This window comes from Gimesia chilikensis (assembly GCF_007744075.1).
Taxonomy (GTDB): Bacteria; Planctomycetota; Planctomycetia; order Planctomycetales; family Planctomycetaceae; genus Gimesia; species Gimesia chilikensis_A.
The window spans coordinates 4,262,733-4,284,896 of the sequence record NZ_CP036266.1 but is presented as its reverse complement, the minus strand read 5'-3'; the positions used below and the strand labels follow the sequence as shown (position 1 = coordinate 4,284,896).

Below are 22,164 nucleotides of genomic sequence, written 5' to 3'. Positions count from 1 at the left end.
TGAAGCCAAATCATAAAGACCAATCACGTTGAATGAAAGTATCGGGGCCGGTTTACAACAGGTTGTACCGAGACTGAGTTAAAAAAAGTGAGCACCAGCCTGGGGAGACTGGTGCTCACTCGAGTTTGTTGATTATTGCTCTGCGGATGTGATCAGGTCAGTTCAGAAATGATACCGTCGCCGCAGAAGTCGGGTTTACCGAAGGTCTCGATGTGATGACCCATGCCGTGGGCCAGCGACATCAGCAGACGGTTATGGGGAATGTTCTTGAACTGTAATGAACGTCCCATTTTGAAATCAAGTCCTTTACCGACGAGTACCAGCGGCACATCGTTCAGCGTATGGGAGTTCCCTTTACCCAGTTCGTTGGTCCAGACGACCGTGGTGTTATCGAGCAGGGTTCCTTCGCCATTGGGCTCGGGAGTTGAGTCGAGTTTTTCAACCAGGTAAGCAAGCTGTTCGCAGAACCATTTGTTGATCTTGGTCAGCTTTTCCTGAGAATCTTCATCGCTGTCTGGTTTATGGGAGAGCGAGTGGTGACCATCGTCGATTCCCAGCCACTTCATCCGTGCCTGACCGACCGAATTCGTATACTGCAGCGTAGCGACGCGTGCCATATCGTTGGCCAGACTGTTGACCATCAGGTCGATCTGCATTTTACTGGTGACCGGCATGTGGTCGTTATCGTTCTTGATACCCACTTCCTGCACCGGAACTTTGACGGCCAGTTTCTGTTCTGCACTGGCTTTGAGTTCCTGTTCCATCTGGCGGACGTAGCTTTCGTGCTCTTCGAGCAACTGCTTGTCGGAACTGCTCAGCTGAGACCGAACCTTTTTCAGGTCTTCGCGGACGTCGTCCAGAATGCTGGCCAGACTCTTACGATCTTTCATCTGACCGTAGATCTTTTCAAACATCAGGTAGGGATCGTCAATTGGCGCGACCGGTTTGTTGGGACCTGCATAAACCATACGGGTCCAGGGGTCGGCACGATGCGGAACGTTCACACCAAATTCCAGCGAACCGAAACGGGTGCGGGTCTCTTTATTGCTCTGCAGGAACCGTTTGAGTTCCTGGTCAATCGACAGTCCGCTGGCCCAGCCAGCCGGAGTGTGTGATCCCCCCTGGATGTTACCGGGGAGTAATTCGATTCCGGTCAACAGACAGCTCATACCACGCATGTGACTGTCGCCGTCTCCCCGGACGCGGTCTGCGACCCCTTTAATCACCAGCATCTGGTCCTGGTACTTCTTCAGGGGCTGCATGATTTCCTTGAGTTCGAATTTATCGCCGGTCTCATCGGGCCAGTAAGTTTTGGGAACAATGCCGTTGGGGCTGAACATTACGATCATACGCTTTTTGCGAATGCCAGCATCGGCGGCAAAACCGAGGCTGGGCAGATGCGAAACCAGCGGCAGGACTGCAGAAGAGAGTCCGAGTTTTTTGAGGAACTGGCGGCGGGATTGATATCTCATTGGTAGGCTCTTTCTCAGGATTGAGGCTGGTGCAGGGCAGCAACCTTCATGATTTCTACGAGCAGTTGTTGAATATTATATCCGGATTTTTCGAATCGGGTGGTCAAATCGTCACGGATTTTTTCGCCATAGGCATTAATCGGCTGTTTGACAGCCTGATGGAACAGCTGGTCTACAAAGGCGGCATGGGCGTTCTGATCCTGCGAGATATACTCTGCCAGATCGCGGGCACCATTAAACTTGACGGTATCACCGGTGAGTAAAACCAGCTCTGCAGAGGCGTTAATGTCTTTTTTGACTTCCTGTTTTCTGTATCGACCAATGGCGTCAAAGTGCTCCAGACTGAATCCGAGCGGGTTAATGATGCTATGGCACGACATACAGGCGGACGGTTTCGTGATCTGGGCGACCTTTTCGCGGGTCGTCATTCCCGCATGAAAATCGCCATCTTTAAATTCTGTTGCCTGTGGTGGCGGCTTCAGGGAACGTCCCAGCAGACGACGCGTGACGAACACGCCACGGTGAATCGGTGAGCTCAAGTTGTGATAAGCGAAGTTGGCCATCAGGTACGGGTGCGTCAGGACGCCGGCTCTTTTGTCTTTATCGAGAGAGACCTTCTGGAATGATTCTCCTTCCGGCATCTCAACCTGGTACACTTTGGCCAGTCGCGAATTCATGTAAACGTAATCGGCCAGCAGCAACTGACGATAGTCGGACGATCCGTTCCAGACGACGTCGTCGATGAACATATCCAGCGAAGTCCGCAGATCGGCGACCACGTGATCGTTGAATTCGGGGAAGAGGGCTTTGTCTTTCGCCAGCTCTTCTTTTTCATCCAGCTGTAACCAGTGATGGAAAAAGTAGCGCAGCTTGGCCTGGGCCCGTGTATCATTCAGCATGCGTTCGGCCTGCTGGGCAATCTGTTCCGGCTTGTTGAGGCGTCCCGCCTTGGCGGCATCATACAACTGGCGATCCGGCATGGAATCCCACAAGCCGTACGAGAGGCGGGATGCGATTGTGAAATCGTCCGGCTGTGCGAATTCGCGGTCGGTATACAGGAAGCGGGGTGACTTCAGAATCAGCAGGACGGATCGCTTGGCTGCCAACTCTGTTTTCAGCTCAGGCTGAAAGTGCTGATCAACAAAGAACGTTTTCTGTTCTGCTGTCAAAGGCCGGCGAAAAGCGAGCTCGGCAAAGCGATGACAGAACTTCTGGACTTTATCCCGGCGGTCTTTAGCCTCGGGTTTGGTTCCGGCCAGACGATCCAGGTGCTTGATCACCCCCGTCATGATTTCAAGAGCCGCAGACGTCGTTGCGTCATCCCAGGACTTGGAGACCGCTACCCCGCGTTCATACCCGGAAACACTGTCATCCGGTGGGAACTCGGTCGAAACAATAAAGGTTCCCGGAACCTGTTGCGGGACGAGGTGCCGTTGTGGAATCACTTCCTGAGCCTTATGCGGCGGTTTCCACTCCAGGCTGATGGAAGAAGACTTATCTTTGTATTTGAAAACGTGCAGGCGGAGCGTATAAGGGCGACCACCCAGCAGGCGGATCGTCGCTTTATGTTCCTTGGCCCGTCCCTGAGAGCTGACCCATTCATCAATGATCGGTTCCTGCTCATTGACCCAGAGCCGTGCCCCGTTCTCGGTTTTGATGATGAATTCGTAGTCGCCGGTCTCTTCCACGTAGACCGAACCCTCCCATTTCATGGAGAACTCTTCGGCGTTCTTGATTTTCTCGTGGGGGGCCTTATCTCCAAACTGGAAGCTGACAACGGGGTCGATTCGTTTTTCAACGCGTTTGTCCCCTTTGAAATTCCGAGTAGAAAAATACTCAGCCCGCAGACCGTTCTCTTTATTCGTGACACGCGCATTTCCGAGGAAATGCGACATCAGATCGGCGGTCGTATAGAGATACTGGCGGACCGTCATGTGCGAGAGCTGAATCCGGGAGGCCTGGCTCTGGTCCTGCTCATCCGGGGAAAAGAAGCGGTCAAACACATACTGAGCGACCTGCTTCGCATCTTCACCCTCACAGAGCTCCGGATCTTCTTCCGGCATGGTCTCTTCAATAAGCATGGTCAGTTCAGCCAGGCTCTTCTGCCCCTGAAACGGATTGGCTTTTTCCGTGACACCTTGGCCATTCTTTGCATGGCATTCGATGCACAACTTTTGATAAATCTGCGCACCGGTCACCGTTTTCTTGTCGGCGGCATCAGCAGAACTCAAGAACATACCACAGATCAACAACGTGATCGCGGATACGGGAAAGCGTCGGTATTGAGGGATGATCATCATACCAGGCATCACATATTAAGGCAGGAAAAGCAGGAGGGAGTTCGCATTTTCAAAGGTGGCGAAAACACGTACCGGTAACCTACATCATCGGTTAGTGGATTACCTTATCCTTATTATATTCGCTCCCCAGGCATTCGTCAAGGATTGGGAATTGCTCCAAATCGTTTGAATTACTGAGGTTAGTTAAGGAAGAGCTCTGTTTTGCCGCTGAAATCGCCACGGGTGACGTTCTGGCTGTCTCCCGTGGTCAGTCTTATATTTTCCGATAGAAACTCATGCGCAGCAGATGTTCATTTCAGGACCGGAGCCGTCTGTGCTTTGGTAGTGACTCCGGGCGGGAGTTCCATGATCTGAATGTTGCGGAACTGGATTTCGGCTCCCTCGGATTCCAGGCAGAGGTAGCCTTTTTTGATCGAGGCATTGCGGACGCCGTTCACGAATTTGCCGTTTACAGACAACTTAACGGTTCCGTCCACACAGACCACGTCGTACACGTTCCATTGCCCTTTGCCTTTGCAGCGGTTTTCAATCGACTTGCTACGGGTTCCGCGGGGATTGTCGGGAGTGGTGATCAGACCATTGGCGCCGAACAGTTCGCCGTGTACGTAAGCGATGGGGGGCAGGGTGCCGTCTTTCATTTTGTGTTGATTGACCCAGTCGAGTTCGAGCATCTGGATTTCCATCCCTTTGGGCAGGCGTCGACCTTCGGGAACAGTCCCTTCACTCCAGGCGAAGACACCCGAATTACCGCCGGCTTCCATGTGTCGCCATTCGATATGCAGGAGAAAATTCTCGTACTGTTTATCGGTTCGCATTACGCCAATCGGATGTCCCGTGCAGACGAGCATGCCATCTTTGACATACCAGGTATCTTTGTCGGTATTCACATTCACCCAGCCGGTCAGGTCTTTTCCGTTGAACAGCGGCTTATATTGAGGCAGGTCTGCTGCCTGAATCACGTTGGTCAGTAAGCACAAAGCCAGGAAAGATCCAAAGAGGGTCGCACGTTGTTTCTGCATGATGAGGTCTCCTGTGGGGAACCGCTGATTTCAGGTAGGCGTATGTGAGTCGAGGGCACATTTCAGATTTGATCATACCGCTCGCCGAATCGCGATACAAGCAGATTGCGGCGGTGACAGCAGTCTGAGTCGTCTTACGAATCTCACCCCAGTTCGGAAAGACGCTCTCCCTCGTCAAGCAGATATTGAGGGCGCCCATGCGGATCGTTAATCGTGATGGCGTGAGGATCGATGCCCAGATTGTGATACAGCGTAGTGAAGATGTCCTTGTAAGACACTGGACGATCTGTGACAGCGCTGGCAGTGCGATCGGTTGCGCCAATGACCTGGCCGGTACGCATGCCACCCCCGGCGAGAATTGCGGGACCGACGCGCGGCCAGTGATCGCGGCCCCCGTTTTTGGAGTTGATTCGCGGCGTTCGACCAAACTCACCCCAGGCGATAATTGTGACATCGTCCAGCATGCCTCTTTCTTTCAGGTCTGATACCAGGGTGGCGAGGCCATGGTCGACAATTGGGAGCAGCTGCCGCATGCGGGAAAAATTACTGGAATGTGTGTCGAAATCACTGATCGAGATGCTCACGCATCGTACGCCGGCTTCAATCATCCGCCGGGCGAGTAGAAATTTGCGTGTCGCCCCCGGACCCTCACTGGTGTAAAACTTTTGATTTTCAGATGCAACACCCAGACTGTACTTCTCCAATACGGCTGGGTCTTCCTGTTCCAGGTCCAGTGCATCCGCCAGTCGTCCTGAAGTCAGAATGCTGACGGCCTGTTGTGAAAAACGATCCATGGCGTCCATCATTCCACTCGCATCCACTTTGCGGCGGATGGTGTCCAGTTCGGAGAGCAACGTTGTCCGGTTTTCCAGGCGTTCCAGCGAGAGGCTGGGATTGAGTTTGAGACTGACCTGATGCTCTTCACCCAGCCGTTTGAGCTCGTTCTGCATCCCTTTTTCCAGCTGTCGTTCAAACAGGTCTGAGATATCAGGTCGAAAGGGCTGATACGAGGGGCCCAGGAATCCGGGGCGTGCGCTGTTCCTCACCTGTCCGCGTCCCTGCATGAGATCAACGAACAGTGGTGCTCGGTCGCGGGGGGAACCTTTGAGGTTTGAGACAACAGATCCCAGCGCGGGACGTCCGCCGACGGACTGCATGTCTTTTTTGCGGAATCCGGACTGGCACTGGAAGGCATCGTGTGCCCCGGCGGAACCGACCAGAGAACGCACGAACGCAAACTGATCCGCCTGAGCTGCCATCCGGGGTAGCAGTTCACAGAGCTGAATCCCGGGCACGCTGGTAGAGATCGGCTGAAATTCGCCTCGGATTTCAACGGGGGCTTCGGGTTTCAGGTCGATGGTGTCCATGTGCGGAGGACCACCGTCCAGATGCACATTGATGATCGCTTTGCGAGAGTGCTGAATCCCCGCCTGTGCTTCCAGTCGCAGTAAATCCGACAGTGTCAGTCCTGCCAGACCGAGTGTGCCGAGTTTCAGAAAATCGCGGCGTGTAGTCTGTGAATGTTGCTGACTCTGTGCGCTCAGAAATTTCAGCATGAATATCCCTTTTCCCTCGAGAGGTCATTCATCGACGCGAAATCGCTTCCCTGTGGTTCATGACGCGCCTGGTACAAATCAAAGTATGTTTATACCAGATTGGGGGGGAAGGACTCAAGCAGGATTCTCGAACGGGAGAACATTCCAACGATTAGAGAAAGTTGGAGAAATCACCGAATGTGAGATTCGGGCGAGCTGAAATACACCAGAGCGAAAACAAGCGGCGTTTGAGGGGCTTCAAAACAGGCTCCACTCTGCGTTAAACCACGCGTCTAATCGGGCCAGTTACGATTGTCTGTAGCTGAATGCCCTGTGAAATGTGGTTTTAAAAACTGAAGGGAGTCTGCCCTTTATTGTATATCGCAGAAAGGGGCAAAACGTTAACAACGAATTTCAAAAATAATCAAATTCGTTAGAAACAAAACTTTTTATAGTAATGAACCAAACTTGTTTCTGATCTTCATCAATTCTTAATAGATTTCTCTACAATATAAAATATTGCCGTAGATGAATTACTCGATAACATTTCCAGCAAGAAGATCTTACAGTTTTCCACGATGGAATTCTGAATTCTTAAGATAAGAAAACATACTGCAGAAAGAAAAGACGCACTTGCACGATGGATGCGACACAAACGACCTCACTCCAAACTGAAACTGCGCGAAGCCGTGCTGAGCTGGCTCGAAACTGGGTTAAAGTTCAACCTTCTTTGATGGCTTTCGTTGTAGCATCGACTCCCCAGTTTAGTGATGCAGAAGATCTGCTGCAGGAAGTCGCAGCAGAAATAGCAATTCGTTACGACGAGTATGATAACACGCGGCCCTTTCTTCCCTGGGCCTTGTGGATTGCCAAAATAAAAATTGCCGACTTCTATCGCGGTAAGCGTAAAGACCGGGTGCTGTTCATGGGGGAAGCAATGGACGCCCTGGCAGACGCCTGTTCCCGGGTACAACAGCTGATGACCGAAGAACGGGATCTGCTGGAGTACTGTCTGGATCAGCTGACAGAACGTTCGCGGCGACTGCTGGGCCTGCGGTATGCCGAAGATTTAAAACCGAAACAGATTGCCGGAGAACTGGGCACCTCAACCGGTTCCGTGCGTGTGACTCTCTCCCGCATTCGCACGACGTTAATGGAATGTGTTCAAAAGCGGGCGGCCGGTGAAGCGAATGTCGGATCTTAGCGAATACAAACAGAGTACGGCGCTCGAGAATATCGACGCCTATCTGGATGGAGAAGAGCTTTCTGAAGAAGAAGCTCACAAGCTTGAACAGTGGATCAAGACCGACAGTGAAAATGCTGATCAGGCCTTCCGCCGCGTGTTTCTGCACTCCTATCTGCGTCAGCGTTTCCAGACACGGGCCATAGGCGAACGACAGGCAAGGGAACTGGAATCTCGTAAGCAGGAACCGCTGATCCTGCCATCTGAGTCGGAAATTGAAATCAAACCCGAACCTCAGCCGCAAACGAAGACCGCCCCCCTGAAACCTCGGCGGCATCCGCTGCTGACCTGGCGCTGGTTTCTGCTGATTGGGATTGGACTCGTGTCGACGTTCAATCTGGCTGTCCTGTTCATCAAAGACTTCCAGATCCCTTACGACGAAGAGAAAGCCTTCGAGCAGCCCATCAATTTCGATTCTGATTACATGAAGAAGACCTTCCTGATGGCGCGAGTGGCAGCACAGCCCTTCCTCTATGAAGGCTTCGATTATTCGAAAAAAGAACTGTTGGACAAAGAGGCCGAAGGCGTTAATGGGCTCGACGGTGGTGTCGGCTGGGCAGGGCCCTGGATCGATGAAGGTCCCGTCTACGCTTCGATCGTACACGATACGAAAAAGAAAAACCTGGGCAAGAACGACATGCGACTGTTCGGCACGCTCGGTTTTTCTGACCAGTACGGGAATATGCTGCTCACTAAAGGGGGGCAGTATCGGACTGGCCAGGTTTCTCAGTCCGTCTCAGTGCGACACATCGATCTGCAGCAGGTGCCGCATGCACTCTCTGATGACAAAGGCTTTGGCGCTGATGGTGAAATTCTCTGGTTCAGTTTCATGGCCCAGTCGTACGACAATGAAGGCGACGGACGTTATGCCTACATCGATCTGGGTAACGAAGAGTCGAGCCTGCGGATCGGAAAGCTGTCCTCTGCCATTCGTGGCAACTGGGCTGCCGCCGGACAGGTCAATGGTACCGAGATCAATACTGCTTCCAGTGAAGTACTCTCGGGACAGGCCGTTCTGATTGTAGGTCGCATTCTGTTTCGTCCCGGCGCAGAAGAGGTTGATCTCTGGTTGAACCCCGTGCTGAATAAGATTCCCGAACTGGACGAAGTCGATCTACGGCTGATGGCCCCCGATCTCCGCATCGAACGGGTCAAGATCGTCAGTCGCTATTCGACGGACTTCGACGAGATCCGCGTCGGCGTATCTTTTGTCGATGTGATTCCCGCCAGTGAACATGACGACAACGAATAAGTCATGTCTTGTCTCGGGATCAGAGTTGTGGCTGCCTGCGGGGAATCGTAGAATAAATCTGTAATCATTCAGATTGACTGCGCAACTTAGTCCTCATGCCATGGGTGTCCATCGATGAAATTCCCCCGCACGTTACCTCTGCTCTGTCTCTTATTTCTGCTGGCACACAGTTCTCCAGCTTCTGCAGCCGAGCAGAAGATGAATGTGCTGTTTATCATCTCCGACGACCTGACTGCGACGGCACTCTCCTGTTACGGGAATCAGGTCTGCCAGACACCGAACATCGATCGCATCGCTGCTAAAGGAACACGCTTCACCCACGCGTACTGTCAGGCGACCTACTGCGGCCCCTCGCGGGCGTCTTTCATGTCCGGCTATTATCCCCATGCGACCAAAGCCTTCGGGTATGTCAGTCCGCGATCCTACATTGGCGAGAAACCAACGTGGGCACAACTCTTCAAGAACAACGGCTACTACTCCACGCGAGTCAGCAAGATTTACCACATGGGGGTCCCCGGTGACATTGAAAAGGGGAATGACGGCACCGACGATCCGGCTTCCTGGACCGAACGTTTTAACAGCCAGGGGCCCGAGTGGGCTGCTCCCGGGGATGGAGAGACACTCGAGAATAACCCGGATGGCAAAAAGCCGGCCGTGGGCGGTAATACTTTCGTGGTTGTGGAAGCGGACGGAGATGACCTCGTGCATTCCGACGGAAAGACCGCCCGCAAGGCTGTCGAACTGATTCAGCAGCACAAAGACGAACCGTTTTTCCTCGGGGTCGGCTTTGTTCGCCCCCACGTCCCCTTTGTCGCGCCCCGGACGTACTTCCCGCCTTACAAGCCTTACAGCAAACATGTCCTGCCGGAAAAAGTCCCCGGTGACTGGGATGACATTCCCAAACTGGGGATCAATTATAAAACCAGCAAAGGCATGCAGATGGATATCCGGCGACAGAAAAAGGCGGTCGGCGGTTACCTCGCCTCAGTTGCCTACATGGATCGTCAGGTCGGGAAAGTCCTCGATGCCCTGGAGCAGGCAGGGATTGCAGACCGGACCATTGTGATCTTCACCAGCGATCACGGTTACCATCTGGGAGAACACGATTTCTGGGCGAAGGTCAGCCTGCATGAAGAGTCTGCTGCCGTACCATTGATTATCAGCGTCCCCGGTAAATCAACCGCCGTCTGTAATTCACTCGCCGAACTGCTCGACCTCTATCCTACGATCAGCAGCTTATGTGGTCTGCAGGTACCTGCAGGCATTCAGGGCAAAAATCTGGCTCCGCTTCTGGATGACCCCACACTGAGTGTCCGCGAAGCTGCCTTCAGTGTTGATCCACGCAATAAAGGCAATCGCGGCTTTCTGCTCCGCGATGATCGCTGGGCTTATATTCAATACCGGGAAGACGCTTCGGGAGGCATCGAGCTGTTCGATATGGAAAACGATCCCAAACAGTACACGAACCTGGCCGAAAAACCGGGTTATGAAAAGGTGGTGGCCCAGTTCAAACAACGGATGACTGAGAAGCTCAAGGCAGTCCGCACGAATGATCTGGGACACAGTTACGACTGAACCGGCGGGACAGAGTCGCTCACTCGATGGGGATCTGTTGCGTCTCACCTGTAGCAGAGGCCTGATAGGCTGCGTATATCGTTCTCAGAACCTGTAGACTGTCGTGGCTGTCGAGAGGAGGCGGTTCCTTGTCGAGCACAGAGCGGATCGCCGAATGCACGAAAGGCGTGTAACCTCGTGGCTGCACCGATTCTTCAAATTTATGAATCGTTCCCGGCTTGTCCGAGTTGAGATGCCACTGCAGGTAACGACCCGTAGAATAATCCATCTCCAGCCAGCCCTTGGAACCCCAGATCTTGATCAGCGACTGTTTCCCACGATTCGTGTAATAGCCCGACGACAACGTGCCCAGAAAACCTTTATGGAACTTCAGGCTTAACGCCACCGAGTCTTCGACGTCAATCGGCTGACCTCCGATGTTGGTGACAAACCCGTTCACGGCACTGATTCTGGTATCGGTCAGGTACATCCCCAGGTCGAGCCAGTGAATGCCCAGCCAGATCAGATGCCCACCGCCAGCCCGATCTTTCTGGGCGAACCAGCCTTGATGATAGCTTTTGCTCGTGAGCCGCGTCTGGTCGGCAATGTAGTTGAGTTCAATCGCATAGATCTTGCCGAACACTCCTTTGCGAATCATGCGGCGGGCCGCTTTGACTTCCGGATTACTTCGATTGGCGAGTGCGAGCATCAGGTTGAGATGCTTGCTGTCTGCTTTCTGAACCAGCGCTTCGAACTGTTCGATACTCGTGCAGGCCGGCTTTTCTGCGAATACGTGGCAGCCATGTTCCAGCGCCATATCGATCGCCGTAGGAGCCTTGATGGCTTCCAGCGTGACCAGCGCCATGTCCGGTTTCTCTTTTTCAAACAGCTGGCTGGGGTTGTCATACACTCTCGTCAGTTTGTCCCCCAGCTTCTCTTTGGCCAGGGCCGTGTGTTTGTGTCCTTCGTCGGAGAGGACGATTTCCTTGATGTCCTCTGAGGAAGCCAGCGCCGGGAAATAAGCGCCCAGGTGAGGCGACGTCTCACTGATGATGAGCGCGACTGTTGCTTTATCTGCCATGTCTCTGCTTTCTTCTGATGTGCGTTGCTGTGATCTCTAATGCATCATACCTGCGGCAGTTCGTAGCCGTCACGATAATTTTTTGTCAAATACTGATTGGCGTCTTTGTCTTCCGGGAAGGTCTCCGTTTCCGGATCGAAGACCAGACGGCGTCCGGTGCGGTATGCGATATTCCCCAGGTGGCTGAGCATCGCTGAATAGTGACCTTCCTCAATCTCTGCCAGCAGTTCCTGCGACTTGCGGTTTTTGACGCAGTCAAGGAAGTTCTGGTAATGAGCTCCCGTGTCCTGCCATTTCTGTTCGAAAGCCGGGCCGCGTTCATGCTTGTAGAAGATCCGATACCCGGAACGATCAACCATCATGAACCCTTTGTCGCCGTAAATGATGTTATCGTTATCGTGGCGATGAGCCTGCATCCGGTAGGGGGTGAAGTCGCGCTGCTCATAGACGTAGAGCAGATCGTCATACTCCCAGGTAACCACCATCGTGTCGGGAGTTTCCTGGGCATCCCCTTTGGAACCCAGCTTCGCACCACTGCAGGAAACCGCATTCGGTGCCTTGAGATTCAACGCCCAGCGACCAATGTCGATCTGATGCACTCCGTCATTGCCAATGTCCCCGGTGCCGAAATCCCAGTTCCAGTGCCAGGACGTATGAAAACAATTGCGATTGAAGGGCCGCTTCTGGGCCGGACCCAGCCACAGATCATAATTCACACCTTCAGGAACCGCTTCATCGGGACGTGGCGGATACAGGGCCCGACGCTGATTGTTGATCGCCTTGATCATCATGACCTTCCCGATGGCACCGTCCTGGATTTGCTTCCACGCTTTCTGATAGACGGGAGTCGCCCGTAGATTCGTTCCGTGCTGCACCACACGCTTGTATTTACGGGCGGCATTGACCAGTTGGCGACCCTCGTGAATGTTGTGCGAACAGGGCTTTTCGACATACACGTCTTTGCCGGCCTGGCAGGCCATGATCGCCGCGGGAGTGTGCCAGTGGTCGGGAGTCGCAATCACGATGGCATCGATCTCCTCTCCGTCCAGCAGGCTGCGGAAGTCTTCCACCTGGCGCGGTCGCTTTGCGCCGGCCTTTTCAGCCTGCTCTGCCATCTGGCCACTCCGATTCTGATCGGGATCACAGACCGCGACCAGATTGCTCTCGGGGAGTTTCGCAAACCAGCTTCCCAACCCACGTCCGCGACCGCCACATCCCACCAGGGCGACATTCACCTTTTCATTCGCGGAGACCGCAGCCTGACTCAGAGAGGCCAGGCTCATCGAAGCCAGGGAAGCACCCATGAATGTGCGACGATTGACGTGAGTCATAACGAATCTCCTCAGACGGGGTTTTGATTTCGAGTACGGACGCAAATCGCAGGTCTTCATCCTACCATGCAGGAGAATGATGTATCAAGCGGGGTTGATGTAAAAGGGGCTGGCTGATGTTAATACTCATCGTAGTATTTCGGGGAGAGATAAATCTCACTCTTCCAGGGAGACTCGGTTGTTGTCTGCAGTGTGTATTTTCGATCGGAGGGTAACAAATCCAGAGCCCGGTGGAAGGCGTTCATCACGCATGCTTCAGACCGAAAGATTTGATTCAATTCCTGTTCTGCTTTGAGATACGGGTCCTCTTGATCGTCGTCATCTTCATCATCTAGATCACTTTCATAGCAGATGGTGTCTGTGAGTGTATCGATCAGGTGAGACGCTTCTGAATGTTCATGGACAATCACCAGACGATCAAGAGTCTCTTCCCACTCCTTGCCCGACATGTTCGTGTTGTTGAGATAGTCTTTCCGAATCTGGTCGGTAATGAAATTGTCAATCTGCTGCTTCCAGGGGCGTTTGGCCAGTTCAATCTCTTCTTCGCTCGGTTCAGGCTCACCGTTCTTTGCAGAGATGCGAATGACTTCCTCGGTGGTCACGCCTCCCCGTTCCATTCGCCAGTCCATTTCCCTGGCCCAGAAGGATTCAAAATTGTCTTCGAATTTCTGGCCCGTCAGATCGACAGTCGTCTCTCCCTGCAATTCTTCTAAGAGACGTGCATGCATCTCTCGGACCTGCTCTGGTTCTGAGAGGTCCAGATGATCCAGTCGAATCAGCCTTGAAAACTGGGGATGATCCAGACCTTTATCCTCAGCATTCGAGACCGTGATGTGAGTGCCGTCGGATAAATCGGCAACCAGGTCCAGACAAAGTCGATCCACCTGTTTGATTTCATATAATGCCGCAAGCGAAGAAGACTGGCTGTTTCTGAAACCCTGGATCTCAATCTGCAAGGGGGCATACGCTTCAAACAGCCCATCCGGTTCATAGCCCAGCTCTATCAGCGTCTCGGTAATCAAATCTGCCTTGTCGCCGTCAGACCAGTCAGCCTCCTGCATCGGTTCCAGATCGATCCGTAACGGCGGTGCCATGCCGCCCATCTGAGCCATCGCACTCGCGAATTCATCCGCAAATCGGGCAGCGAAACTGCGAAACTTCCATTTCAGCCAGAACCAGGCCAGCAGAATCAGCAGCACAAACCCTAACACAACCCCCAACGCCACATACACGATCATCATCATGGGATTTCCGATCTGCCGGGGAGCACTGTGAGCAGTTTCCCCACCGGCTGCGAATAATGAACTATATCAGCTGTGCCTGTCGAATACGGATCTGTTCACCAAGTTAGCAAACCGGAATTCGGGTGCAAGTAAATTTCGATTTCCGTCTCTCGTTTTCCTTGAGTTAAATTATTTCTTCATCAACCGGTTCGGCTTCTTCCACAGAATCTTCGAAACGTAAACACTGTTATCAGCGCCGTACTTGTTGTCGACGGGCATGACATAATCGGGGCCGAAGCGTTGCATCCATTCGGTAACAATCACCCAGGTCTCATTTTCATTCACATCCACCACACCGAAGTTACCCAGGCGGGCGCCCCGTTCGGGAACCAGAATACACTCTGAGTCGCGAACGACAGCCAGCTTCTCCGGATTAACGCGTCCGATGAACAACGGAGCCCGATGTCGTATCACATGGTCGTTGTTCGCGCCGCGTCGCGTGTAGACCAGGTACAGACCACCAGAGTGCGTCACCCAGTGCGCCTGCGTGTTATAACTGCCCAGGTCAGTACCATCTTCAAACGTCCATTTTCGCGGAGGCTCGAAATGCAGTCCGTCCTTACTGCGGGTGACATAGGCGGCATCATCATTGCGGAGCGTCAGGTAAAACCAGTCTCCAAATTTCGTAATCGAAGGTTCCGCATAGCCCCGTTTGACGTCAATGGAGAGTTCGTTTCCATGTTCAACGTATTTTAGTGTCTTGCCATCAAAGCGACAGCGGAGCACCATCACGTCGGAACGCTTCTTCTCTGGTCGTTTGTAATAGACCGGCAGCAGGATATCCCCATTGGGGAGATCATATCGCTGAACCGAACCGGCACCGCTGCTGGCAAACTCTGGGCCCTCCGGAAGTTTGAGGGACTGCCAGTCCGACCAGACATTCTTGACAGGATCATACGTCGCATATGAAGACACGCGGATATTTTTCTTGTGATCAATGCGGTTATTGTAATAACGGACCGTGTGACCGATGCCCAGCAATGTGTTTGATTTGGCATGCCACTGCGGCCAGAAGTCAGAGACGACGACCTCGCCTCCATCGGCCAGATCGTGTCGCCCCAGGTTCTTCTGTTCGAACGGACCTTCCCAGGTTTGACCCAGATTATCGGTTCGCATGGAATTCAACGCATAGAAGACATCGCTTCCGGTCAGCAGCAGCTTCTGCATGGTCATCACAACGATCGGAAGTTTATGCGGGTTCCCCGGTGCGTCAACGGGAATCGCACCGGCTCGCGCATGCACCCAGCAGGTCTTCCCATCATACCCTTTGGTGGCTCTGCTCAGCTGAATCTGAAAGTCCGGCGAATCCTGCTCGGGAAGTTTCGGATCTCCCGCCTGAATCGTTGAGACAGCACAGCAGAGCATCAGCAGCCAGAGAGCAGGGGAGAAGATTCGCATGGTGTTATCCTGGTTTGAAAGTATGTGGCAGAACCTGATCATCAGTGATGGTCGTTTCATGATAACCGGCGGGGTGTCAGACAGCAAACTTCAGATTCTGCAGACTTTACTTGCGGTCTGCCTCAGACGGTTTACAATGAATGACTGATTTCTTGCCCGTCGGTTCAGCTGAATCGATTCCGTCTCTCCGACATTCATACCCGAAGAAAGCATCCTGATGTCTCGAACTCTGCTGGTCTGTCTGACGCTGTTGTTATGTCCGTCTGCGATTCTCTCCGCCGCTGATCTGCCCCAGTTTCAAGCCAGCGACTGGCCCTGGTGGCGTGGCCTGCACCGCAATGGCGTTGCCAGCGCCAGCCAGAATCCACCAGTGAAATGGAGCGCCACGGAAAACGTAATCTGGAAATCAGCCGTCCCCGGCAGAGGCTATGGTTCACCTACCGTCTATAACAATCAGGTCTTCCTCGCCTCGGCTGATACCGAACAGGAAACGCAATTCGTCCTCTGCTATGATCGCCAGACTGGCAAAAAACTCTGGAAGACGGACGTCTTCAAAGGGGGCCTCAGTACCAAGGGAAATAAGAAATCAACACACGCCTCCTCGACCGTCGCCTGTGACGGCGAACGGGTCTTCATTAACTTCATCAACAACGGCGCCGCTTACACCACGGCACTCTCTCTGGACGGCAAACAGCTCTGGCAGACGAAGATCACCGATTACATCATCCACCAGGGCTACGGTTCCTCTCCCGCGATTTACGGACCGCTGGTAATTGTCTCCGCCGACAACAAAGGCGGCGGTGCCATTGCCGGCCTGAACCGTACCGATGGTAAAATCGTCTGGAAAAATGAACGCCCCAAAACACCGAACTACCCTTCGCCGATCATCCTGAATGTCGCCGGTAAAGAGCAACTGCTGATGACCGGCTGCAACCTCGTCACCGGCATGAATCCACTGACCGGGAAGATCCTCTGGGAAATAGACGGGGCGACCACCGAATGTGTCACCTCAACTGTTTCCAACGGCGAACTCATTCTCACCAGCGGCGGTTACCCCAAAAATCACATGTCCGCCGTCAAAGCCGATGGCTCCGGCGAAGTCGTCTGGGAGAACAGCACTCGTGTCTACGTTCCCTCCATGCTCGTGAAAGACGATTATATCTATTCTGTAACCGACAACGGCGTCGCGATCTGCTGGGATATCAAAACCGGCAAAGAACGCTGGAAAGGCCGTCTGGGCGGAACATTCAGTTCCTCACCCGTGCTGGTTGGCACGCGAATCTATGTTACCAACGAAGCCGGCGAGACCTATATCTTCCGTGCCAACCCCGATAAGTTCGTCATGATCTCCGAAAATAAACTCGGCACCGAAGTCTTCGCGACTCCCACCATCGTCGACAGTCGCATCTTCATGCGGGTGACTGAAGAAGTTGATGGGAAACGACAGGAAATGCTCTACTGCCTCGGCAGTAAGTAAGCAACTCATGATCCCCGTCACCGGTGCTGAGTGACGGGGAAGTCGTGTTATGTTAGTCGGATGTCTCCTCGTAAAACCAGGCCAGCGGAATCGAACGGAAGCGGGACGAAATCTTGCGGTTGGGATCGCTGACGTAATAGCTCATGATCGCCCGTCCCTGGTAAAAGATCAGGCTGATGTACGAGTAACCGTGGTCGGTTTCTGTCTCCAGATTCCGTTTGATTTTCCAGGAATGCCCCTCATTATCGCTGATGGCAACAGTCAGCGGCGATCGCGTTCCTCCATGGCTCTTCGCCTTTGGATCGTAGTTGTCGTTCCAGATCAGCATTAAATCGCCCGTTGAAGGCACACGTCGCAGTGTCGCCGGTGCTTCGGGAGCACGAACGCCCCAGGAAGCAGGCGTGCTCCACGTGTTACCTCCGTCACCAGACACGCTCGAGCCGATATGCCCGAACTGCGTGCGGAAAATCATGAGAACCCTGCCGTCCTTCAGCTCAAATACTTCCGGCTCCATCGCTCCGCGTCGGGCGTAATCAACTTTCCCTTTCGACTGTCGCCAGGTTTTACCCTGGTCATCTGAGATGAAACAGGTGCAGACGAAATGATTCTCTTTATGTACGTCGGCTGTCGAAGCCACGGGGGCCAGCCAGCGTCCAGTGGAGAGAATCGTAATCCGGTCATTGTTCATCACGTGATATCCGGGGGGAGTCGTAATCTCAGTCGGCGGGCCAAACGTCTTCCCGTTGTCATTGGAAATCTTAAGGTACGCTTTCAGATCCGACAGCGTATTCTTTTTCAGGTAGAACAGACCAATCGGTCGCTGTTCATGCTCGGGGCCCGCCAGGTAACGTAGCGTGGCGGACATAACATTCTTCTTTCCCGTATTTTCCTGCAGGACGCGTGGTTTGCTCCAGGTGCGTCCCCCGTCGGTCGACTTTTTCGCAATGATCCGGGCCGTCGCGAAATCGGAGCCGCTGCCGATAAACTGTGTCGTTGCGAAGAGCAGCGAACCATCGTTTAAAGGCAGGATCGATCCTTCACTATAACGGGGATACTCTTTCGACGCTTCATACACGTCGGTGACGATGATCTCGTCTTTCGGTGGCTCAGCTTTCGCCAGCACGATCAGTGCCTGGGCTGCCCGCACGCGTGCATCCAGAGTCTCATCATCCAGCTGTTTAATCAGCTTGTCTTTGAGGTTACTGGCACCCGCTTCGCCCGCGAAGATGGCCGAGTACGTCTTCACCGCGGCATCCTCACTGGAGAGGTTCCGCTTGACCGCTGCCAGCCCTTCGGCATCACCCAGCATTGCCAGGGCACATTCAAAATAGCAGCGGGTAAACGCATCGTCGGTCCGCTTCAGGTTGGCTTTGAGAGCCGGGATATCCTGCTTGTCTCCCACCCGGGCAATGATCCAGGCAGCGATACTCGCCAGTTTGACATCGGGATCTTCCAGATATTTGCGAACGACCTTATACCCCTCGGGATTTCCCCAGCGACAGAGCAGGGCGGCGGCCATCATCGCTTTCTTCGGATCCTCGGATTTCATGGCTTCTCGAATCAGCGTCCCGTCACCCAGTTCGTTGACTTTGTAAAGCGACTCGCAGGCATGCACGTGTCCGTAAGGATTCTTACCTGCCAGGATCTGAAACATGATGGCCGCTTTCGAACGGTCTCCCGCACGCACCAGTTCCCGGGCCAGACCGCAGCGATGCTGGTCGTCTTTGTCGGTCTTCAGTTTCGGCTCCACAATCTTGCGGACCTCCGCTCCCTTCCCGGCGAGAGTCAGCGCCTCGGCAGCGTGCATTGAAGGCCAGAACTCATCACTCTGAATCGCTTCACGCAGTACGGCCAGGCATTTCTTTTCCGTTTCCGGACTGAGCTTGATTTTCGGTTGCGGAGAGCCGGCGTCCGCCAGCGCGAAGGAACCGAGAGTGAAAACAAGCGTCAACAGCAGGAGGGTACGTTTCATCATGGTGTGATTTCTAATTCGAGGAGAGAGATAACGTGCGCTTACTGTAAGTAGGAGTTTTTGATTAACAGACTATCCAAGGTGTTTCAGTTTACTGATCCGGCCCGTGGCCACCCATTCTGCGACAAAGATGTTGCCTTCCTGATCAAAACAGGCATCATGCGGATGCACGAAGCGACCCGCCTGCCATTTTTCGGGAGTCTCCCGCATCCGTGGCTTGGCACTCTTCATCGCTTTGGCCCAGTCCGGATCCTGTCCCAGGTGTGTGATCACCTTGTTCTTACCGTCCAGCAATGTAATGCGCGACGCCAGGTCAGGAACCAGCAGCAGATCTTTATAAGTATCGAGATTCGCAGGCAGAATGAAGCCGGTCATCGTTTCCAGGTGCTTGCCATCCAGCGTGAACCATTGCAGACGAGCATTCGCCCGATCCGCAACGACCACGGAAGCCTCGCGGCCCGGCCGATCGTCGATCCAAAGACCGTGGGGCAGATTGAACTTTCCGTCCTCTTTCCCCTGTCCCCCAAATGCGGACAGCCATTTATCGTCTTTACTGAAGCGATGAATCTGGTACGCCCCGTAACCGTCGGCCAGGAAGAAGCCCCCGTCCGGATGGAAGGCAAAGTTGGTCGGCAGGAATCGGTCCCGGCCCCAGACCTTCTCAGGACGCGTTGCTTCCCCGGAAGCATAAAACCCCGACACCATCGGTGCGTATTTCTGCCAGACCGTTTCTCCTTTGAGATCGAGCTTGGCAAAAGTTTTCAGATGTTGATACCCGGTCACGTACAGAAACTGTTCCTTCCCCTCCTGGCGGACTTCCAGTCCATGCCCGCCCCCCTGGAACTGGTTGCCGAAGGCACGCACAAATTTCCCCTTGGGGTCAAACACGAAGATGGAAGGATGATCTTTCTGGTCCGCCCGTCCTTCATGGATCACGTAGACGAAGCCGTCCTTATCGATGGCCACGTTATGTGTGGTCTGCCAGGTGAATTTCGAAGGGAGCCTGGCCCAGTCGTGGGTCACCTCATATTGGTAATCGCCCGTACCAAGTACGATCCGCGAATCCGTTTTGGAATCGGCGTGAATCGCTGGGGCTCCGAACAAAGCAGCCGTTGTTCCGGCTGCGGTGGTTTTAAGAAAGTCGCGACGCGTCTGATTTGAAGCTGACATTTACTGGTTCCCGTGCTGCTCTGGAAAGAAAGGAATTCGGCAATGGGGTTTATTAAATGTACCCGGTGGTAGAACCCAGATCAATTCGGAACCCGTCGGTTCCCGCATTTCTTGTGAAGGCTTCCTGACACTCTGAATCTCTGGTTGAGTCTGCTTTCGTCGATCCTTACAATAAAACCTGAATCCGATCGATTTATCTCCTTTAACAGAAGTAATGCCGCCATGGTCCATCCGCGCTCCCTTCGTTATCTCACCGTCTGTCTGTCGCTGCTGGCACTCTTCCTTGCTACCGGCGCTGTTGAGGCCGCCAAACGACCGAACATCATTCTGATCATGTGCGACGACATGGGCTTTTCGGATATCGGCTGTTACGGAGGCGAAGTCGATACGCCTCATCTGAACCAGCTCGCCCGGGAAGGCATGCGGTTCACCCAGTTCTATAACAATGCCAAATGCACGACGACCCGCGCCTCGATACTGACCGGCCTGTATCCCCGCTTCGGTAAAGGGGGACATCTCAGACAGAACATGGTCACGCTGGGGGAAGCGATGAAAGTCGCCGGCTACCAGACCGGCTTGAGCGGCAAATGGCACCTGATGAAGACCAAAGGTTACGCCAAGAGCAAAGTCCCGGGAGGCTGGCTCGACCGCTACGACAAAACAACGCATCCCTATTTCCGTGGCTTCGACTCGTATTACGGCGTGCTCGATGGCTGCTGTAACTTTTTCGACCCGACCATCTCCGATCCCCCGTATAAAAGAGCAGGGATCCGCAGTTTCGGTCATGACGACAAAGCTGTCACCGAGTTCAAAGACGGCTATTACACCACCGATGCCTTCACCGACCACACCCTGGGGATGATCCGCAGCTACAGCCAGAATGAGCAACCGTTCTTTATTCACCTCTGTTACACCGCGCCCCACTACCCTCTGCACGCCAAACCGGAAGACATCCGGAAGTACGTCGGTAAATTCAAAATGGGCTGGAACCAGCTGCGTAAGAACCGCTGGGAACGTCTGCAGGAACTCGGCATCGCCGGCGAGAACTGGTCGCTCTCCGAGGGTGACAGTCGCAGCTATGACTGGGAGACCGCGAACCAGGATTTCGAAGATCTGCGTATGGCCGTCTATGCCGCGATGATCGACTGCATGGATCAGAACATCGGCCGCATCAGAGAGACACTGAAAGAAACCGGACAACTCGACAATACACTGATCGTGTTTCTTTCCGATAACGGCGGCTGCAGTGAAGAACCGGGAGGACGCGATCCCAACGTCCGCCGCCCCGGTCCGAAAGACGATTACGTCGCCGTCGGTCCCGCCTGGGGCTGGGCTCAGAATTCCCCCTTCCGCAGATACAAGTCCTGGGTTCACGAAGGGGGCATCTCCACTCCCTGTATCGCCTGGTGGCCCGGCAAGGTTCCCGCGAACAGCATCAATCGCAGCCCCGCGCATATCATCGATCTTCTGCCCACCTTTCTGGAAATCGCGCAGACCGAGTACCCCCAGTCTTACCAGGGTCACGAACTGCTCCCCCTGGAAGGCACCAGCATGCTCAGCCTGCTCGCAGGTGAGCATAAAACGCTGCACGATTCGCTGGCCTGGTACTGGTCCGGCAACCGGGCACTCAGACAGGGACCCTGGAAGCTGGTCTGGGATAAAGGCGTCAAGCAATGGGAGCTCTACGACATCAGTGCCGACCGCTGCGAAACCAACAACCTCGCGGATCAGCACCCCGAACGCGTCCAGCAGATGGCACAAGACTGGTTCACCTGGGCCAACAAAGTGGAGTTGAACGCCAAGAGTAAATCGAAATAGGGAATTCAATAATCCTAAAACACAGTAAGTCATCAAGCGCTCTTTCTCCTGAGCGGAATGGCACTAGCCACCGGTACTTGAGCAAGACTTCGCTGTTGCGAACAGGAACAGACCCCATTCCACGATCCACCGGGTGGTCCCGGATAAAATCCGGGATTGCCGCAGGCAACAGGAGGTTTCAGTGCAAACAGACAATCCACATTCAACTTTCCAACTCCTTTCATCAATCACCACCTCCATTGGGTAACCCCGAATGTAA

The 22,164-nt window shown here is 53.7% G+C and carries 15 protein-coding genes; 5 read left to right on the top strand and 10 right to left on the bottom strand.

The window, feature by feature from the left end; all coding sequences use genetic code 11:
- Positions 1 to 152: 152 nt before the first annotated feature.
- From HG66A1_RS16100 to HG66A1_RS16085, 4 genes are all read right to left on the bottom strand, one after another.
- The gene (locus tag HG66A1_RS16100; protein ID WP_145185977.1) at positions 153 to 1,472 is read right to left on the bottom strand and encodes a DUF1552 domain-containing protein; all 1,320 of its coding nucleotides are present in this window, start codon (positions 1,470 to 1,472) and stop codon (positions 153 to 155) included.
- A 14-nt stretch (positions 1,473 to 1,486) separates the two neighbouring features.
- Positions 1,487 to 3,772: a DUF1592 domain-containing protein gene (locus HG66A1_RS16095; protein ID WP_197996618.1), complete on the bottom strand. Its 2,286-nt coding sequence runs from the start codon at positions 3,770 to 3,772 to the stop codon at positions 1,487 to 1,489.
- A 290-nt stretch (positions 3,773 to 4,062) separates the two neighbouring features.
- Positions 4,063 to 4,791 (bottom strand): DUF1080 domain-containing protein, encoded by a 729-nt coding sequence (locus HG66A1_RS16090; RefSeq protein ID WP_232106587.1) that lies wholly within the window; start codon positions 4,789 to 4,791, stop codon positions 4,063 to 4,065.
- 143 nt (positions 4,792 to 4,934) lie between these two features.
- Positions 4,935 to 6,347 carry a DUF1501 domain-containing protein gene (locus tag HG66A1_RS16085; protein ID WP_145185971.1) on the bottom strand — a complete coding sequence of 471 codons (1,413 nt, stop codon included), beginning with the start codon at positions 6,345 to 6,347 and terminating at the stop codon, positions 4,935 to 4,937.
- Between the two features lie 619 nt (positions 6,348 to 6,966).
- Between HG66A1_RS16085 and HG66A1_RS16080 the strand changes: the two genes are divergently transcribed.
- The 3 genes from HG66A1_RS16080 to HG66A1_RS16070 all read left to right on the top strand — a co-directional run bounded on the left by HG66A1_RS16080 (position 6,967) and on the right by HG66A1_RS16070 (position 10,396).
- Positions 6,967 to 7,530: a sigma-70 family RNA polymerase sigma factor gene (locus HG66A1_RS16080; protein ID WP_145041456.1), complete on the top strand. Its 564-nt coding sequence runs from the start codon at positions 6,967 to 6,969 to the stop codon at positions 7,528 to 7,530.
- Positions 7,517 to 8,821 carry a hypothetical protein gene (locus HG66A1_RS16075; protein WP_145185968.1) on the top strand — a complete coding sequence of 435 codons (1,305 nt, stop codon included), beginning with the start codon at positions 7,517 to 7,519 and terminating at the stop codon, positions 8,819 to 8,821. Before HG66A1_RS16080 ends, HG66A1_RS16075 begins: the two co-directional genes overlap by 14 nt.
- 114 nt (positions 8,822 to 8,935) lie before the next feature.
- Positions 8,936 to 10,396 (top strand): sulfatase, encoded by a 1,461-nt coding sequence (locus tag HG66A1_RS16070; protein ID WP_145185965.1) that lies wholly within the window; start codon positions 8,936 to 8,938, stop codon positions 10,394 to 10,396.
- A 19-nt stretch (positions 10,397 to 10,415) separates the two neighbouring features.
- On the opposite strand, the gene HG66A1_RS16065 is transcribed toward HG66A1_RS16070, so the two are convergent.
- From HG66A1_RS16065 to HG66A1_RS16050, 4 genes are all read right to left on the bottom strand, one after another.
- Positions 10,416 to 11,456: a Gfo/Idh/MocA family protein gene (locus HG66A1_RS16065; RefSeq protein WP_145185962.1), complete on the bottom strand. Its 1,041-nt coding sequence runs from the start codon at positions 11,454 to 11,456 to the stop codon at positions 10,416 to 10,418.
- Positions 11,457 to 11,500: 44 nt separating this feature from the next.
- Positions 11,501 to 12,787: a Gfo/Idh/MocA family protein gene (locus HG66A1_RS16060; protein WP_197996617.1), complete on the bottom strand. Its 1,287-nt coding sequence runs from the start codon at positions 12,785 to 12,787 to the stop codon at positions 11,501 to 11,503.
- A 119-nt stretch (positions 12,788 to 12,906) separates the two neighbouring features.
- Positions 12,907 to 14,031, bottom strand: a complete 1,125-nt coding sequence (locus HG66A1_RS16055; RefSeq protein ID WP_145185956.1) for a hypothetical protein — start codon at positions 14,029 to 14,031, stop codon at positions 12,907 to 12,909.
- Positions 14,032 to 14,199: 168 nt separating this feature from the next.
- Positions 14,200 to 15,468, bottom strand: coding sequence for a sialidase family protein (locus HG66A1_RS16050; RefSeq protein WP_145185953.1), 1,269 nt, complete (start codon positions 15,466 to 15,468; stop codon positions 14,200 to 14,202).
- Between the two features lie 217 nt (positions 15,469 to 15,685).
- Between HG66A1_RS16050 and HG66A1_RS16045 the strand changes: the two genes are divergently transcribed.
- A complete protein-coding gene (locus HG66A1_RS16045; RefSeq protein ID WP_145185950.1) occupies positions 15,686 to 16,945 on the top strand; it encodes a PQQ-binding-like beta-propeller repeat protein in 1,260 nt (419 codons plus the stop codon).
- Positions 16,946 to 16,997: 52 nt separating this feature from the next.
- Here the strand turns inward: HG66A1_RS16045 and HG66A1_RS16040 are convergent, their stop codons facing one another.
- Both HG66A1_RS16040 and HG66A1_RS16035 read right to left on the bottom strand, forming a co-directional pair.
- Positions 16,998 to 18,920, bottom strand: a complete 1,923-nt coding sequence (locus HG66A1_RS16040) for an exo-alpha-sialidase (RefSeq protein WP_232106586.1) — start codon at positions 18,918 to 18,920, stop codon at positions 16,998 to 17,000.
- Between the two features lie 69 nt (positions 18,921 to 18,989).
- Complete coding sequence (locus HG66A1_RS16035; RefSeq protein ID WP_145185947.1) at positions 18,990 to 20,087, bottom strand: twin-arginine translocation signal domain-containing protein; 1,098 nt, start codon at positions 20,085 to 20,087, stop codon at positions 18,990 to 18,992.
- A gap of 222 nt (positions 20,088 to 20,309) precedes the next feature.
- Here HG66A1_RS16035 and HG66A1_RS16030 point away from each other — a divergent pair, with 222 nt between their 5' ends.
- Positions 20,310 to 21,905: an arylsulfatase gene (locus HG66A1_RS16030; protein ID WP_145185944.1), complete on the top strand. Its 1,596-nt coding sequence runs from the start codon at positions 20,310 to 20,312 to the stop codon at positions 21,903 to 21,905.
- Positions 21,906 to 22,164 lie beyond the last annotated feature (259 nt).